This is a genomic window from Testudinibacter crocodili, from assembly GCF_006228025.1.
In the GTDB taxonomy this organism is placed as follows: Bacteria; Pseudomonadota; Gammaproteobacteria; order Enterobacterales; family Pasteurellaceae; genus Chelonobacter.
Map to the genome: position 1 here is coordinate 1 of NZ_VDHF01000105.1, position 17,719 is coordinate 17,719.

The following is a 17,719-nucleotide window of genomic DNA, read 5'->3' on the forward strand; positions in this document are numbered from 1 at the left end:
TGATATATTGTTAAAGAACGAAAAACACTACCTTTTAGCAAGGTTATTTCAACTTATAAAAGTGAAATGGTCGGCGAGATAGGATTTGAACCTACGACCCACTGGTCCCAAACCAGTTGCGCTACCAAGCTGCGCTACTCGCCGACTGCTACTTCTTAGTATAACTAACAGAAGTAAATGGGGTGGCTAATGGGACTTGAACCCACGACAACCGGAATCACAATCCGGGGCTCTACCAACTGAGCTATAGCCACCATTGATGTTGACAAGCGTTAGCTGAATCAAATGCGAACGCATGGCGCGCTCGACAGGATTCGAACCTGAGACCTTTGGCTCCGGAGGCCAACGCTCTATCCAACTGAGCTACGAGCGCACATCGCGTCGTTGCGGGGCGCATATTAAGTGTTTCTGAATAACTTGTCTAGTGCTTTTTCGTTTTTTTTTCTCACCTGCTGTTAAAATATGCAAATTGGCGATTATTTCCTAATTTTCTGTTTATTTTGCCTGCGCAATCATAATCTATTCGTCAAATAATAATACGCATATTTCAGCAGATTCACTTGTCTACGCCAACGTGTTGGTTGGCTTAATAAACGGTACAACCACTCTAAATTGGCTTTTTGCCAGATTAATGGCGCACGTTTAACTCTTCCGGTAAAAACATCATAAGTACCACCAACGCCCATATATAATGCTTGCGGATACGCCTGTTGGCACGCCTGCATAAACCGCTCTTGCTTTGGTGATCCCATTGCGACCGTGATAATTTTCGCACCACTGGCTTTAATTTTTTCGATTAATTCCGCTTGCTGCTCTGCTTTAAAATAGCCGTCTTGCGACCCGACTAAATTCACCTGCCATTGTGCTTTTAATTTTTGTTCGGTTTCTGCCAACACCGCCGGCTGCCCACCGACCAAAAATACCGGCGTCTGCAATTTTCCCGCCTTTTCCATCAAGGCATACCACAAATCACAGCCAGCCACCCGTTGCAAAGTGCGGTATTGCGGGTATTTTTTCTGGATAGATTTGACTATACTCATGCCGTCGGCATATTTAAATTCAGCATTCAGCAGCAGTTGCTTAATTTCCGGTTGTTTTTCAGCGGTGATAATTTTTTCTGCATTAATTGCAATTAATTTGCCTTGCTGCACCCCATTTTCATTCAATAAAAAAGCTAAAAAGGTGGTTTGATCTTTAACGGCTAAAATATCGATGCCGCGAATAGTGACTTTTTCCATTATTTTTCTGCTCTCAAGATTTGATTAATTTTATTTGTACACTGTTGGTTTGCCGAAACAGTAAGACGATAACTTTTGCCAGCACTACCGCAATCGCAAAAATCAAGGCAAAGAACACAAAACGCGACACAAACGCATCCATTCCTTCCCTGACCAAGACGATAATATTAAAAATATTGGCGAAACAATAAGCTTGAATCAAGGCACCGTTACTGCGGTGAAGTGTGCTTTTGCCGTATTGGTAGAAAAAATCCATTGCTTTCAACAACCAGCCGCATAACCATGCGCCCAACACCATCAACGGTACGCCCCCCATAATTAAAAATGATCCGAGCAGCGTTGGTGAAATCGCCAGCCCCGCATAATAATTCAGCACTTCCCAGGTAAAATAGTTGGCGGAATTAACCACTAAGTCCGGACGATTTTCCCATAATCCTTTAGGAATAAAGACATAAAAATCACGGATAATCGGCGCCAACCCTTGAAATTCAATCTTTTGGTAATACGAGAACAGCAGTGCTAGATTTTCCCATGGCGAAAAGGTATCTCGGGTTAAATACAAAAAGGTATAAAACGCCTCACTGCCACTGACATCCAAACCGTAGCGCGCCAATGCCAACCCGAACATCGCCACAATCGCCACACCGCCGGCTATCGCCAAGGTCGTAATCGAAATATAGCCTTTGCTGATGCCGATAAAGAAGAAAATCGCCACTGCCAGCGCGATATTGGCACGAGTTCCGCCCACCAATAAATAGGTCAACACCCCAAAACTGACGCCGAACAACAAAAACAGCAGCCAATTGAGTTTACTCGGTTTTAAAAAATAGAAAATCAGTAACGCCGGTAAAAAAAAGTAGAAAAAGCGTTTAAGTGCGGTTCCGCTGACGCTTTGTGAGAAAATTTGGCTATAACTGTCGAGTTTGAACAATAGAAAACCGTTGAAGCTGAAAAACAGACCGATGGTCACCAATGCCACCAAAAGTAATATCACGCCGGCGATAATCGCTTCTGAAGCGGAATATTGACGAGCGGTTGCGACAGTAACAGTTACTGGTTGAATTTTACGTGGTAACAACCGCACTTGGTAAGCCACATAATACAGCAGATAAAAAATCAGTGCAGAAAACTGGGCTATAAACAGAATCTCAAACGGCAGCAACGGCACATTGAAACCGAATGCCAGCACCATACTGAACGGAAAACCTAAATAAAACGTCAGTAAATAAACCAACGTGAATAATAGATGAAAAGAAAACCGCACTTTTTTGAATGATTGATAGGCTAAATAGCCAATCAAGATCACTGAAAAAGTGTAAAGCAGTACCAAAATGCTAAGTTGAGCTAAGGTTAACATAGTTGATCTCTTATTTCTGTGCCAATTTTTGCAGCAGATCCAGCCAGCCTTGAACAAAGTTCGGTGCAAAAAAATCAATCCGAGTTTTATCCAATTCTGACAACCGCACTTTAGCGCTATTTAAGCTTTCTCGGCTGACCTCCGCCAGCTGGACAAACGGGATTTGCTGTTGTTGCATATCCAAACAAAACGGATTCTCACAGTTCAGCACCAGCGGAACATTAAATTGCGTCAATAAACAAATGGTGCCGATTCCCTGCTGCCGAGAAAAAATAAAATAGCCGGCATCACATTGCGCCAGCATGGATAAATAGTCTTGAAAATCAATCCGCTGTTCAAACACCGTGACCGCACTTGCGGCAAATAGCTCGGCGGCTTGGCTTTTAACTGTGTTGATATACGCTTGATTATGCTCCGGATAGCCCATTGGGATCAAAATCTGCACTTGCTCGCCCAACTGTGCCTTAATGCGTTGCAACGCTTCTACATGGCGGTTGGATGGATCGCCGGAATTGCCCAATAAAATCGTTAACGGACGATCGCTAACCGCACTTGCTAAAGGCGGTTTTAAACTAGGATCCATTTTGGTCGGAAAATACAGCACCGTTTGCTCTGCATTCGAATTAATTTGACTGAACCGTTGCAAATCGCCAGCAGTCGCAAACACATAGCGTAATTTTTTCTGCGCCATACGCCGCAACGGGTAAAACAGTTTGAATTGTAGTTGGTTAGAATCTTCATACAAATCTGCTCCCCAAATGTGCCAGCCGATGCGATCCAGCGGTAATTTATTGCATAATATCGCCAGCCACAACGCAACATTGAACTGCCCGTGCAGCAGATAGAAAGTATCTGAGCGTTGTTTAGCTTCTTTAATCAAAAAGTTAGCCAACGCTTTTTTGCTGGCAAAACGTTTCACTTCCGGCGGATCATTTTCACTGCTGCCGCCGACAATATAAAATGCCGCACGCGCTTGCGACGGAATCCGCTCCCATAATTGTTCACGGAAAAACGCCATCACCGTTTGGTTATGGTGCGGAATATTCGAGCCGAAAATATGGCAAATTCTCATGATTGGTCCTTACTGCTGAGTGAGTGGCTTGCCGGCTCGTTTTAGGTACAGCGCAAAGCCGATAACACACAGCATAAAATAACTGAAATAAGTGATCAAATACGACTGGGTTGCACCGACCGCACCATTGAGCGGAATCAGCCAATAAGACGTGCCCAATAATAAAATAAACTGGCTAATTTCTGCCAAGACATACAGTTTTAGTGCAGCTTTCGCCACGATCAGATAACCGAACACATACGCCGATACTTTAAACACATCGCCCAACAGCTGCCAGATAAACAGATTCTCCATCGGCAAAAACTGCTCAGAAAACAGAATCCGAATCACTAGCTCCCGCAACAGATAGATTGCAATGCTGACCAACAACACCGTCGGCAGCACAAATTTTAATGCTTTGCCCACTTCGCGCTGAATTTGACGAGGATCGTTTAATTTGGCAAACGTCGGCAGTAAATACACCGAAAACGCAGCGGTGATAAATTGCAAATAAGCATCAGAAATCTTGCTGACGCCCTGCCATAAACCAACGTCGTGCAGACTATAAAATTCCAGCAGTCGATCACGCATGACAATGTAAGCCACCGGCAACGTAATCGCAGTGATCAACACCATGCCGGAAAATTTGAGCAATTTTTTCGCTTGTTCAGACTCAAAGTGCGGTTTGAATAATCTCAATGAAAATGACTTTTTGAGAACAACGATCGCAGGCAAAAACGTGAGCGCCGGAATCAATGCCAAACCAATTAGTGCTCCTTGATAGCCTAAATAGTGCTGTGCCAGTAAAAACAGCAGCATACCTAACAGCGAGCCGATGATGATACTGAGTGCATTGGCTTTAGCATTGCGTTGTCCACGCAAGATAGCCAGAAAATAGTTGCTCAAAGCCATGCCGAATTGCAGCACCGCCAGCACTCGGATCACACTTTGATAGCCGTTTTCGGCAAATAGAAAATTCGCAATCGGCACGGCGAAGCCGAACAGCAAAATGCCAACCAGTGCCGAGAATAGCACAATAATCAGTGAAGACGTGGCTAACACCGCTTGTAACTGTGCGGGCTTTTCTTCATATTCCGCCACATATTTGGTCACACCGTTGAAGATTCCGCCGCCGGCAAATACGCCGAGCACCGTCAACAGCGTCATGTAGTTAGCCGCGCGCCCAACACCTTCGGTGCCGAACGTGACCGCCAGCAACTTGACGACCAGTAAGCCGATAAGAATTTTTACCAAGGTGGACGACGCTGTCCAAACAGTGGTGCTTCCAAGTGATTTTTTCATAAACAGACCACCGCACTTTGCAATAAATTAATACCGAACCAAGTGCGATCACCGTTATGCTTGCAGATACGCAGTCGCAACCGAAATCACCTTTTCCACTTCACTGTCCGTCATATTATAAAACAGCGGTAAACGCACCAAACGCTCACTTTCTTGGGTGGTAAAGTGATCTTCAGCGTTAAACCGCCCAAATTTTTCGCCCGCTGGACTGGAATGTAGTGGCACATAGTGGAACACGCTCATAATCTCTGCCGCTTTCAGGGCATCAATGAACGAAGTGCGGTCAGCCACATCATTCAGTTTCAGGTAGAACATATGCGCATTGTGCTGGCAATCTTGCGGAATCGACGGTAGCTCAACACGCTGATCGGCAAACGGTTGAAACGCTTGGTAATATTGCTGCCAAATGGCTAACCGACGTTGATTGATCTGCTCTGCCGCTTCCAGTTGTGCATACAGATATGCCGCTTGCAGATCCGACATCAAGAAACTGGATCCCATATCGCGCCAGGTATATTTATCCACTTGTCCACGGAAAAATTGGCTACGGTTAGTGCCTTTTTCGCGGATAATCTCTGCTCGTTCGATCAAATTCACATCATTAATCAGCGTTGCGCCACCTTCGCCGCCGGCGGTGTAGTTTTTAGTTTCGTGGAAGCTATAACAACCGATATGCCCAATTGTACCTAACGCTCTGCCTTTATAATTCGCCATCACGCCTTGCGCCGCATCTTCGATCACCCACAGTTTGTGTTTCTCGGCAAGCGCCATAATGGAATCCATTTCACACGCTACTCCGGCGTAATGTACTGGCACAATCGCTTTAGTTTTTGGTGTGATTGCGGCTTCAATCTTGCTCTCGTCCAAGTTCATGGTGTCGGGACGAATATCGACAAACACAATTTTTGCACCGCGCAACACAAACGCATTAGCGGTGGAAACAAACGTGTAGCTCGGCATAATCACTTCGTCGCCCGGCTGAATGTCAATCAGCAACGCCGCCATTTCCAACGAGGCGGTGCATGACGGGGTCAACAGCACTTTTTTGGCTTTGAACTGCTGTTGCTGCCACTGTTCTGCCAATTTGGTGAACGGACCGTCACCACTGAGTTTGCCGCTGGTCAACGCTTTGGCGATTTGCTGCTGTTCGGTGCCGACGACCGGCGGTTTGTTAAATGGAATCATAATCTATCCTTGCTGCTTATAATGCTAATTCGTTTATTGTTTCGAATGATAAAACCAATAGCTAATCTGCTCGAGCCGTGCCTGTTTTTGGTAGAGGTTGATGGCTTGGCGGTTATTCGCTTGCGTGGCAATCCACATCTGTTGCTTTTGCTGCTGCAAACACCAGTTGACCGCACTTTGCAATAATTGCTTGGCAATGCCACGCCCTCTGGCGTGTTCGGCAACCGCTAACAAGCCGACTCTGGCTTGGGTTGAGTCAATCACGCGCAAGCTAATCGCCCCCTGAATCTCATTGTGTTGATTTTTCAGCAACAAACACAGATCATCAAATTGCGCCAACACCGCTTTGCGAATCCAGGTGCGATAAAAACGGCTGTTTTGCTCGGCGCTGAACCACGGCTGACGAAAACGGCTGCTTAAAAATGCACTGCCAAAAATTGTTTCCAATTGATCAATATCATCGATAGCGGCGGTGCTGAAGCCTGATTCGCTTTGCATACTCTGATTTAACGACAAGCAAAAATCCAGCTCGCCTTCGACAAATTCAAACCCTAAGTTTTGCAGCTGTTGAATCTGCGGCAATTGATCGGCGTGCAGTTTGCATTGCACCAGATCAAAATCGTGCCAAACCGCACTTTCTTGATTAAATTCAGGCTTCTCCAATTCAGAGGAAAGTGCGGTCTGCGCTGGCAAAAATTGCAATTTTGCAATCCGTTGCCCGAAAAACTCACTTTCCCACTGGCTGCTGATCAGCTCAAAACCGCACTTTGCCATGTTTTTCAGCTTCTCCAAATTCCACGGGTATCAATCACCCATTGCTGCTGAATTTGTTGCGGCGCAACCGCTTTAAACTGTTTGTGATCGACCAATAACACTAAAATATCAGCTTCGGTTAAGGCTTGATCCAATTCAGTTAATTGCACTTTTTGTTGTAGTTGTGCCGATAATTTTTCGATATTCGGTTCTACCGCTAACACTTTGCCCACATGCCATTGTGCCAATTCTGCGGTAATTTCCACTGCCGGACTTTCGCGCAAATCGTCGATATCCGGTTTGAACGCTAAGCCTAAACAGGCAATGGTGATCTCAGACGCCTTACAATCGCGTTGTGTCACGGCTTCTGCCAGCGCCTGTTTGACCTGTTCGATCACCCAATGTGGCTTGTAATCGTTGACTTCACGGGCAGTACGAATCAAACGAGCCTGCTCTGGGCTTTGCGCCACGATAAACCACGGATCCACTGCAATGCAGTGCCCGCCGACGCCGGCGCCCGGCTGCAAAATATTCACACGTGGGTGGCGATTCGCCAGCTTAATCAATTCCCAGACACTGATTTTCAAGTGGTCACAAATCAGCGACAGTTCGTTGGCAAACGCAATATTGACATCACGGAAACTATTTTCAGTCAGTTTGCACATTTCCGCAGTACGCGCGTTAGTTACAATGCATTCGCCTTTGACAAATAATTGGTATAAACGTGCTGCTTGTTCAGCGCAAGCTGGCGATAAACCACCGATCACGCGATCATTAGAGAATAACTCTTGCATGATTTTGCCCGGCAGCACACGCTCCGGACAATACGCCAGTTTAATATCTGCTTGGTCACCGACTTGCGATGGAAAACTCAAATCCGGACGCAGCTCCATCAACCACTGTTCTACCTGTTCGGTTGCCCCGACCGGCGAAGTCGATTCCAGCACCACCAAATTGCCCTTTTGCAACACCGGCGCAATGCTTTTGGAAGCTGATTCGACATAACTGAGATCCGGCTGGTAGTGATCTTTAAATGGGGTCGGCACGGCAATTAAAAATGCATCTGCCGGCAGCACTTTGGTACTGGCGGTCAACAGACCTTGCTCAACCGCACTTTTCACTGCCACATCTAAATCCGGCTCGACAATATGAATTTTGCCTTGATTGATGGTGTCCACCGCATAGCGGTTCAGATCCACACCCAACACGCGCTTACCGCTGCTAGCAAATGCGGTCGCCGTCGGCAAGCCGATATACCCCAAACCGATGACCGAAATTGTATTAAATTCTGTACTCATAACCTTTTACTCTAACTGGCTGTTATGCCAAAAATTGTTTAATGGCGGTAATGATTCTTTCGCAAGCCTTACCGTCGCCATAAGGATTATTGGCTTTTGCCATGCTTTGATAGTGCAACGGCTCGTTCAATAATCGCTCAACCTCTGTGATGATCCGTTGCGGATCAGTGCCAACCAAGCGTACCGTCCCGGCTTGCACCGCTTCCGGGCGCTCGGTGGTCTCGCGCATCACCAACACTGGTTTGCCCAGTGACGGCGCTTCTTCCTGAATCCCACCAGAGTCGGTCAAGATCAGGTAAGCGCCGTTCATCAAATAGACAAACGGCAGGTAGTCCTGCGGTTCAATCAGAAATACGTTATCCATGTCCGATAACCAGCGCTCGACCGGCTCACGCACATTTGGATTCATATGTACCGGATAAACCACTTGAATATCAGCATGATTTTTTGCCAAACTGGCAATACTTTGACAAATGCGTTCAAACCCAGCGCCAAAACTTTCACGGCGATGTCCAGTGACTAACACTAATTTTTTCTGTGGATCCAAAAACGGGTAGCGCTGCGCTAATTGTGTTGAAAGTGCGGTATCTGCCGCCAATTTTTGTTTGACCCACAACAACGCATCAATCACGGTATTCCCCGTGACCACGATACTGCCGCTCGGTTTATTTTCCTGTAACAAATTCTGCTGAGAACTCAACGTCGGCGCAAAATGGTAACTGGCAATCGCACCAGTCAGACAACGGTTACCCTCCTCCGGCCATGGCGAGTAGATATTGCCAGTACGCAAGCCTGCTTCAACATGCCCCACTTTAATCTGTTGATAATAGCACGCCAAACTGGTGGCAAATGTGGTCGTGGTGTCGCCGTGCACCAAGACTAAATCCGGCTTAAATTCAGCCAGCACCGGTTTTAGCTCCTGCAAAATCCGCACACTGATGTCGGTCAGATCCTGCCCAGCTTTCATGATATTCAGATCATAATCCGGCACCAACTCAAACAGGTTTAGCACTTGATCCAACATTTGACGATGCTGTGCGGTGACGCACACTTTCGCCTCGATTTGTGGGTCACCCGCTAACGCTTGTGCCAGTGGTGCCATTTTAATCGCTTCCGGACGAGTGCCGAAAACCGTCAATATTTTGAATTTTTTCATATTAAAAATCTTCACCTATTTGTTGCTAGCGGTATGTTGTCTTAACGCCAAAATAATCGCCAACGCAGAACCCAACAGCAATGCGGCAAAAGCTGCTGCCAAGATCCATAACATTGCGTTCGGGCTGTAAGGTGATAGCGGCTGTGCTGGCGTTTTCAAGTAGTGAAAAGCGCTGAATTGATTATCCAGCGGCTGTACCGATGTCATCATCGCCAATTTGCTCTGCCAAACCGAAGCTGGCACAATATTGCCTCGCTGATCTTGTTCCAACTTGTTGCTGACGGCCAAGTTGACTTGATCAAACAGGGTTTTCCATTGGCTGATCAAACGGGTGTATTCGGTCTGACGGGTCGTAATATTGGCGTATGCCACAAATGCCGTCAATAGCTCTGCCGCCTGTTTCGGATTGTTCAACGTCAGCTCAATTTTATCATTGCTGTTATTGCGCGCATTGCCTTCGACAAAATTAACACTGGTGATCAGGCTTTCCAATAAACCGTCGTCATGGTTTTTATCACCATTCATCATCTGCTTATAATAATCCGTGCTGAGCCAGAAGTTTTTCAAGACATCATAAGATTTAACCTGTTGGACAAATTGTTGATAAACCGATTGCGGCAGAGTCAGCGATTCAGCATTGACTGCATTACCACTTAGCGTTTGCTGCGGTTGTACCGCACTTGAGTCAGCCGAAATCAAGTTGTACATATTGTACAACGCATAATAATTGCCCAATTCATTTTCTCGTGGGGCTTCAATATAGGCTTCCGCACGCCAAGAGGGTTTTACAACAAAAGCAGTTACAACATAGGCTAGTGCAGCAGCTGCTCCCATTAACAGCAGAATTAACCAACTTTTACGCCACAGAATGCTGACAAATGCAAGCAGATCAAGCTGTTCTATTAATTGTGGTTGTTGCGGCGTATGTTGCTGAGATGAATTATGTTCCGACATAAAAAAATCCTTTTTTATGGTAAGCGTTATGGTTTCAAATGTGTCTTTTTATAACGTGATGCACGGCGACGCATCCGTTTAATCAAGCGGGTGACGCGCCAAGCTCGGGCGATGGAGTAATAATAAATAAAAAACAGTAGGATAAATAGGGCAAACATAATCCATTCGTCAATATAATAGATTTCACCCAAAATACCAAAACCGGCAAACAACGCAGCAACGAAGGTAATCAAAAACAGCGCTTGGCGTGAGCTTAAACCAGCACGCATCATCAGATGGTGCAAATGCAGGCGATCGGGACGAAACGGACTTTTCCCTTGACGCAAACGGCGAAAAATCACCGCCACCATATCAATCAACGGAATCGCAATCACCCAAAGTGCGGTTACCGGATTAATCGGATGCCCGCTGCCCTGGGTGCTGAGCAACAAAATCCAAATTACTGTAAAACCAATTAAGGTGCTGCCGGAGTCACCCATAAACACTTTGTTTTTTACACCAAATGCGCCCAAATTAAACAGCGCATACGGCAAAATAACCAAAATAAGGGCCAAACACCACACCGCCAAATTAATCTGTCCATCCAGCAACATCAACAATGCCACTGCGCCGAAAGTGACACTGGACAAACCGCCGAGCAAACCGTCAATGCCGTCGATCATATTAAACGCATTGATCACCGCCAAAGTAATCAACACCGTGACCACAAACGAGAGTGAGCCTAATTGCAGTTGGAATGGCCCGATAATCTGCCCCAACGAAGCTAATTCAAGATGGGCATAGTGAATCATCATGCCAGCAAGGATAATCTGAATCACCGCCCTTAAAAACGGGCTAATGTCGAATCGATCGTCAAACACCCCGACCACCAGCAACACGGTAACACAGAAAAGATAAAGATAAGGAAAGCGCATCTCATTCCATTGCAGCAGATAAAAGCTGAGATTACCAATAAATAGCGCGATACCGCCGATCAACGGAATCGCCCCTTGATGGCGTTTGCGGTAATTAGGTTTATCGACCAAGCCGACTTTTTGTGCTAAAGGACGAATAAAAACGAGAACGCTAAATGAAACGATAAAAGGCAGTAATAATGATAGCCACATATAAAACTTCATTTTCCTGAATTAGGAGTTATAGGATACGGTCTTCATGACCATCTCTAACCAACAGCAATGCTACTATAATCGTGCTATTTTTGCTGTTCTAAATTGCGCAAGAATAGCATAAAGATAAATTCAGTCGAGAATCTTTTTTTATTTCTACATAAAAAAGGGCAATTTAAAGTACAATATCCGACTCAAAACCCGTTATCTGATTAAATAGGAATCATATTGATGAACCATTCTGAACAATTATTTCAACAAGCACAACAGCGTATTCCCGGCGGTGTCAACTCACCAGTGCGAGCCTTTAAAGGGGTTGGCGGCACACCGTTATTTATCGAAAAAGCTGACGGTGCCTATATTTATGACAGCGACGGACAGCAATATATCGATTATGTCGGCTCTTGGGGGCCAATGATTTTAGGGCACAACCACTCCGTCATTCGCAATGCTGTGATCGAAACCGCACAAAAAGGCTTGAGCTTCGGCGCACCAACCGCACTTGAGATTGAACTTGCAGAATTAGTGTGTAGACTGGTGCCGTCAATCGAAATGGTGCGTATGGTCAGCTCCGGCACCGAAGCCACCATGTCGGCAATTCGCTTGGCGCGCGGCTATACCCAACGCGATAAAATTATTAAATTTGAAGGCTGTTATCACGGCCACACCGATGCATTGCTAGTAAAAGCCGGCTCCGGCGCATTAACATTAGGACAACCGAGCTCACCCGGCGTGCCTGCCGATTTCACCAAACACACCCAAGTGTGTCAATATAACGATTTGGATTCGGTTAAACAGGTGTTTCAACAATATCCGGACGAAATTGCCTGTATTATCGTGGAGCCTGTTGCCGGCAATATGAACTGCGTACCACCGAAAGACGGCTTTTTACAAGGACTACGTCAACTGTGCGATCAATACGGTGCATTACTGATTATCGACGAAGTAATGACCGGCTTTCGTGTCGCTTTAGGCGGTGCGCAAGCGCATTATAATGTCAAACCTGATCTTACCTGTTTAGGCAAAGTGATCGGCGGCGGCATGCCGGTCGGTGCCTTCGGCGGTAAAAAAGCGGTTATGCAACACCTTGCCCCAATCGGTCCGGTTTACCAAGCCGGTACTCTTTCCGGCAATCCGATTGCGATGGCAGCAGGACTAGCTTGTCTCACCGAACTCTCCAAGTGCGGTAACGAACAAAAATTAGCCGATTTAACCCGCCGGCTTGCCGAAGGCTTAAAACAGCGCGCCGCCAAACACCATATCCCATTGGTAGTCAATTATGTTGGCGGAATGTTCGGTATCTATTTCACAGAACAAAACGAAGTCACCAGCTATCAACAAGTGATGGCGTGCGACAGCGAACGCTTCAAACAGTTCTTCCACGCCATGTTGGCACAAGGGGTCTACCTCGCCCCATCTGCCTTTGAAGCGGGTTTTATGTCACTGGCACACAGCGAAGCGGATATCGAAAAAACACTAGATGCTGCTGAAGCCTGTTTTGCACAGTGGAATTAATAGCCTTAATCTAGATCTGAGCCGTTTCGCTGAAACGGCTTTAAGCTACGATAGGGCACGGCAACAGAAAGACAAGAAAAAAGCCAGTAAACGTTGATTTTACTGGCTTTTTTTAACTTTTCGTTAGCCTGCGAAAGGCTACGAAATAGGTCTTGGTGCTCTGGGCGGGACTTGAACCCGCACATCCTATGGACACTACCCCCTCAAGATAGCGTGTCTACCAATTCCACCACCAGAGCAATTTATAATTTATTGAGGAATATCACTGTTCGGTTTTGTTGCTGGCACGTCCAACGCTGGTGCAGTCGTATTTTGCTGCAAGCTTTGTGCTTCGTTGCTCAGGTCATCAAAAGTACCTTGTGGCGCTTGACGATGAGTGTTGATGTTGCCGATCACCAACGCAATCACAAAAAACAGAATCGCAAAAATCGCCGTAGTGCGTGATAAAAAGTTCGCTGAACCTGCCGCACCAAAGATAGTGCCTGAAGCGCCGGATCCGAAAGAAGCGCCCATATCAGCGCCTTTGCCTTGTTGTAGCAGGATAAAACCAATTAAGACAATCGATACCAAAATATAGGCGATAATTAAAATTTCGTACATAATTCTCTACACTTGATGTATAGCCCTGTCAATGACAAAGCCAAAATAATTAAATTTAACTTGTGCATACTAGCGAAAGGCTGAAAGCTGTGCAAGTTTATTTTTTGAAATCGTTTTTAACTGATTTAATTTCAATCAACCGTGCGGTAAAAGATCAACAGACCCTACAATCTCAATAAAACCGCACTTTACCTTTACCGTCTTAATTATTCGTCCCTTGTATCGCCAGCAGCACCCGTTTATCGGAAATCGGGTATGCAGTGCCGAGTTGTTGTGCGAACAGGCTGACCCGCAGTTCCTCAATCATATAACGGATTTCTAAAATTTCATCATTTATCGGCTGTGATTTCGGTAATTTTGCCAATAATTGCTGGTACGCTTGGCTGACAGCTTCGACTCTCAGCATATTAGCGCGATCACGGTTGACATCTTGCAGCAGTTTATCCAGCCGTTTATCAATCGCTTGCAGATAGCGCAGCAGATCCGGCAGCCGTTTAACACCGTTGCGCTGTACAAAGCCCGGATGAATCAGCCCTGTCAATTGCGCCTTAATATCCGACAGCGCAAACGCCATGGTGAAATCCATTTTGCCTTTCAAACGCTTGTTGATTTCAAAAGTCAAGGTTAAAATTTGCTCAATCTGTTTGGCAATTTCCACCGTGGTTTCATTCAAGTTTTCCCGCACATTATCGCGCAAACGCTGAAATTCCGCCTCTTGCCATACTACGCCGCCAAAATCTTGCACCAATTTATCGACCGCTGCGGCGATACAGTCGTCAATTAACTCCAACACTCGCCCAAATGGGGTGAAATACAAGCCCAGTTTGGATTTGTTCGGTAGTTTTTCATGCAGATATTTAATCGGTGAGGGTACGTTGAGTAACAATAAACGGCGTAATCCCTGTTGCATCGAACGCTGCTGTTCAAATTCAGTTTCAAACAGTTTGATCCCAACCGAATCCTGCTCGTCAACCAGCGCCGGATAAGCTTTCACGCTGTAGCCACGCTTTTTCTGCTGATAAAAGTGCGGTAGCGTATCGAAATTCCAGATATGAATGCCGCTCTGTTCAATCCCGTCGTCCGCCACCGCCGATAACGTTTGTTGCACCTGATCTTTCAGCTCAAATTTCAGTTGATCCAAATCGGTGCTTTCCCGCACTTTGCGCCCGTTGTCGTCAATCACCCGAAACGTGATCTTCAAGTGCGGTTCCAGTTGCGCCGCCTGCCATAATTCCAGATCAACCGTCACGCCGGTCATGCGCCGCAGTTCGTATTGCAGGCTCTCCAACAGCGGTTTTGCCAGCGGTTCGGCACGCCCCAAAAACGCCTCGGCATAGTTCGGCGCTGGCACAAAATTACGCCGCACTGCTTTCGGCAATGCTTTGATCAGGCTGATCACCAATTCACGCCGCAAGCCGGGAATTTGCCAATCAAAACCTTGCGGCTCAACCTGATTCAATAGTGCCAACGGAATATGCACCGTTACCCCGTCCGCTTCGCTGCCAGGTTCAAACTGGTAACTGAGTTTCAGTTTTAAATTGCCCTGCTGCCAAAAATTCGGGAAATCCAACTGGCTGACGGCTTGCGCCGCCTCATTGGTGAGAAACGATTTTTCAAAATTCAACAATTCCGGATCACGTTGCTGTATTTTTCTCCACCAACTGTCAAAATGTTTTTGCGACACCACCTCTTGTCCGACCCGTTGATCGTAAAATTCAAACAGTTGCCGCTCATCGACCAAAATATCCCGCCGACGGCTTTTGTGTTCCAGCTCTTCAATTTCACGAATCAAACGCAGATTCTGGTGGAAAAATTTATGTTTGGTATTCCAATTGCCCTCGACCAATGCCGCTTGAATAAAGATTTCGCGGCTCTCCTGCGGATCGATATTGCCGTAATTGATCGGGCGGTTTGCCACAATCGGAATGCCGTACAACACCACTTTTTCATTGGCGATCACCGCACCTTTGCTTTTTTCCCAATGCGGTTCAGCGTAGCTGGATTTGGTCAAATGTCCGGCTAGCGGTTCGATCCATTCCGGCTCGATCTTCGCCAGCATTCGTCCCCACAATTTCGAGGTTTCCACCAATTCGGACGCCATCAGCCATTTCGGGTTTTTCTTAAACAGCACTGAGTTCGGGAACACTGAAAAATGGGTGTTGCGTGCACCAAGATACTGCTGTTTTTCCGCCTCTTTCAGCCCGATATGCGACAGCAAACCGGTCAACAGCGCACGGTGAATCGAAGCGTAATCTGCTTCAGTTGAATTGATATGCAGTCCCATTTCACGCACGCTCAAACGCAGTTGGTGATAAATGTCCTGCCACTCACGTAAGCGCAAATAATTTAGGTATTCACTTTTGCACAAACGGCGGAATTGATTGTTACTCAAGGCTTTCTGTTGTTCTTGTAGATAACTCCACAAATTGATAAACGCCAAGAAATCCGATTGCTCATCGGCAAAACGGCGGTGTTTTTCATCGGCAGCCTGCTGTTTTTCTTGTGGTCGTTCGCGCGGATCTTGGATTGACAATGCCGCCACAATAATCATCACTTCACGCAAACAACCGAATTTTGCCGCACTCAACACCATTTTCGCCAAACGTGGATCGACCGGCAACGCCGCCAATTGCTTACCGTCGGCAGTCAATTGCCGCTGTTCGCCTTTTTTGCTTTTGACCACAGCAAAAGCTTGCAGCTCTTCCAACAGTTTGATGCCGTCTTGGATATAACGGCGATCCGGCGCATCGACAAACGGGAACGATTCAATATCGTCCAGCCCAAGTGCGGTCATTTGTAAAATCACCGAAGCAAGATTGGTACGCAAAATTTCCGGATCGGTAAATTCAGGGCGGGCATTGAAATCCTCTTCGGAATACAGCCGAATACAAATCCCTTCGGATACCCGACCACAGCGCCCTTTACGCTGATTGGCGGAAGCCTGCGAAATCGCTTCAATCGGCAGCCGCTGTACCTTAGTGCGGTAACTATAACGCGAAATCCGTGCGGTGCCAGGGTCGATCACATATTTGATGCCCGGCACCGTGAGCGAGGTTTCCGCCACGTTGGTCGCCAACACAATCCGATTCAGACCACTAGGACGGAAAATCCGGTTCTGCTCCTGCGCCGACAAACGGGCATACAGCGGTAAAATTTCGGTGTGACGTAGCTGCTGTTTTTGTAGCGCATCTGCGGTGTCACGGATTTCCCGTTCGCCACTGAGGAAAATCAAAATATCGCCACGTCCTTCCGCTTGCAATTCGTCGACCGCATTCAAAATGCCTTGAATCTGATCTTGATCTTCCTCCTCGACCAGCGGGCGATAGCGCACTTCCACCGGATAGGTGCGTCCGGAAACCTCGATAATCGGCGCATTGTTGAAATGCTGCGAAAACCGTTCCACATCAATGGTTGCCGAGGTGATAATCAGTTTTAAATCGGGACGTTTCGGCAACAGCTGTTTCAGATAACCAAGAATAAAATCATTGTTCAAGCTGCGTTCATGCGCTTCGTCGATAATCAAGGTATCGTATTGATTCAGGTAACGATCGGTTTGAATCTCCGCCAGCAGAATCCCGTCGGTCATCAATTTGACCCGGCTGTTGTCGCTGACTTGATCGCTGAACCGCACTTTGTAGCCGACCAAATCACCCAGCTCAGTTTTCAGCTCTTCGGCAATTCGTGCTGCTACCGCCCGTGCCGCAATCCGCCGTGGTTGAGTATGCCCAATTATGCCTTTTGTGCCTAAGCCCAACTCCAGACACATTTTCGGCAACTGGGTGGTTTTGCCCGAGCCGGTTTCGCCGGCAATCACCACCACTTGATGTTCGGCAATGGTTTTTAAAATCTCAGCACGGCGTTGACTAACCGGCAAATCCGCTGGATATTCGATCGCAAGTGCGGTCTGGCGCTGTGCCAACCGCACTTTCGCCGCCGCAATCGCCTGCTCGATCTCGGCAGCTACCGCACTTTGCGCCTGTTCATTTTTGATATTGTTCAGCCCGTAAATCCGTGAGGTCAAACGACGCTTATCCGCCAACATCAGCTCACCCAACGTATCAAGCAAGTTTTTTTGTAACGGAGTTAAGGCTGGTTTCTGCCGCTTAAAGTGCGGTTTTTTGTTTTTTGGGTTTTGCAAAATGGTTCTCTATCTTAATTTTATTCGTTATAAAAAAGCCAAAATCAAATTATAGATAACCCTCAA

Annotated in this window: 13 protein-coding genes and 4 tRNA genes; 1 reads left to right on the forward strand and 16 read right to left on the reverse strand. The window is 46.6% G+C overall.

Going from position 1 to position 17,719, the window contains the following annotated elements; all coding sequences use genetic code 11:
• Positions 1-67 precede the first annotated feature (67 nt).
• The 13 genes from FHQ23_RS10870 to wecA form a co-directional block, all read right to left on the reverse strand.
• Positions 68-144: transfer RNA gene (locus tag FHQ23_RS10870), tRNA-Pro, on the reverse strand.
• 34 nt (positions 145-178) lie between these two features.
• Positions 179-254: transfer RNA gene (locus FHQ23_RS10875), tRNA-His, on the reverse strand.
• 42 nt (positions 255-296) lie between these two features.
• A tRNA-Arg gene (locus FHQ23_RS10880) sits at positions 297-373 on the reverse strand.
• Between the two features lie 139 nt (positions 374-512).
• Complete coding sequence (gene wecG, locus FHQ23_RS10885; RefSeq protein WP_139614347.1) at positions 513-1,241, reverse strand: lipopolysaccharide N-acetylmannosaminouronosyltransferase; 729 nt, start codon at positions 1,239-1,241, stop codon at positions 513-515.
• Between the two features lie 10 nt (positions 1,242-1,251).
• On the reverse strand, positions 1,252-2,595 hold the full coding sequence (wzyE, locus tag FHQ23_RS10890) for an ECA oligosaccharide polymerase (RefSeq protein ID WP_139614348.1): 1,344 nt from the start codon (positions 2,593-2,595) through the stop codon (positions 1,252-1,254).
• Positions 2,596-2,605: 10 nt separating this feature from the next.
• Positions 2,606-3,667 carry a TDP-N-acetylfucosamine:lipid II N-acetylfucosaminyltransferase family protein gene (locus FHQ23_RS10895; protein ID WP_139614349.1) on the reverse strand — a complete coding sequence of 354 codons (1,062 nt, stop codon included), beginning with the start codon at positions 3,665-3,667 and terminating at the stop codon, positions 2,606-2,608.
• A gap of 9 nt (positions 3,668-3,676) precedes the next feature.
• Positions 3,677-4,948, reverse strand: a complete 1,272-nt coding sequence (gene wzxE / locus FHQ23_RS10900) for a lipid III flippase WzxE (RefSeq protein ID WP_139614350.1) — start codon at positions 4,946-4,948, stop codon at positions 3,677-3,679.
• A gap of 54 nt (positions 4,949-5,002) precedes the next feature.
• Complete coding sequence (gene rffA / locus FHQ23_RS10905; protein ID WP_267963699.1) at positions 5,003-6,136, reverse strand: dTDP-4-amino-4,6-dideoxygalactose transaminase; 1,134 nt, start codon at positions 6,134-6,136, stop codon at positions 5,003-5,005.
• A gap of 30 nt (positions 6,137-6,166) precedes the next feature.
• Entirely contained in the window at positions 6,167-6,907 is a 741-nt protein-coding gene (gene rffC, locus FHQ23_RS10910; protein WP_139614352.1) for a dTDP-4-amino-4,6-dideoxy-D-galactose acyltransferase, read from the reverse strand.
• A 5-nt stretch (positions 6,908-6,912) separates the two neighbouring features.
• Positions 6,913-8,184, reverse strand: a complete 1,272-nt coding sequence (gene wecC / locus FHQ23_RS10915; protein WP_139614353.1) for a UDP-N-acetyl-D-mannosamine dehydrogenase — start codon at positions 8,182-8,184, stop codon at positions 6,913-6,915.
• 22 nt (positions 8,185-8,206) lie between these two features.
• Positions 8,207-9,340, reverse strand: a complete 1,134-nt coding sequence (gene wecB / locus FHQ23_RS10920) for a non-hydrolyzing UDP-N-acetylglucosamine 2-epimerase (protein ID WP_139614354.1) — start codon at positions 9,338-9,340, stop codon at positions 8,207-8,209.
• A 15-nt stretch (positions 9,341-9,355) separates the two neighbouring features.
• Entirely contained in the window at positions 9,356-10,294 is a 939-nt protein-coding gene (locus FHQ23_RS10925; RefSeq protein WP_139614355.1) for a Wzz/FepE/Etk N-terminal domain-containing protein, read from the reverse strand.
• 26 nt (positions 10,295-10,320) lie between these two features.
• A complete protein-coding gene (gene wecA / locus FHQ23_RS10930; protein ID WP_132964161.1) occupies positions 10,321-11,400 on the reverse strand; it encodes a UDP-N-acetylglucosamine--undecaprenyl-phosphate N-acetylglucosaminephosphotransferase in 1,080 nt (359 codons plus the stop codon).
• Positions 11,401-11,631: 231 nt separating this feature from the next.
• On the opposite strand from wecA, the gene hemL reads away from it, so the two are divergent.
• Complete coding sequence (hemL, locus tag FHQ23_RS10935; protein ID WP_139614356.1) at positions 11,632-12,915, forward strand: glutamate-1-semialdehyde 2,1-aminomutase; 1,284 nt, start codon at positions 11,632-11,634, stop codon at positions 12,913-12,915.
• Positions 12,916-13,068: 153 nt separating this feature from the next.
• On the opposite strand, the gene FHQ23_RS10940 is transcribed toward hemL, so the two are convergent.
• The 3 genes from FHQ23_RS10940 to hrpA form a co-directional block, all read right to left on the reverse strand.
• A tRNA-Leu gene (locus FHQ23_RS10940) sits at positions 13,069-13,154 on the reverse strand.
• Between the two features lie 10 nt (positions 13,155-13,164).
• On the reverse strand, positions 13,165-13,515 hold the full coding sequence (secG, locus tag FHQ23_RS10945) for a preprotein translocase subunit SecG (RefSeq protein ID WP_139614357.1): 351 nt from the start codon (positions 13,513-13,515) through the stop codon (positions 13,165-13,167).
• Positions 13,516-13,717: 202 nt separating this feature from the next.
• The gene (gene hrpA, locus FHQ23_RS10950) at positions 13,718-17,581 is read right to left on the reverse strand and encodes an ATP-dependent RNA helicase HrpA (protein ID WP_267963700.1); all 3,864 of its coding nucleotides are present in this window, start codon (positions 17,579-17,581) and stop codon (positions 13,718-13,720) included.
• Between the last annotated feature and the right edge of the window lie 138 nt (positions 17,582-17,719).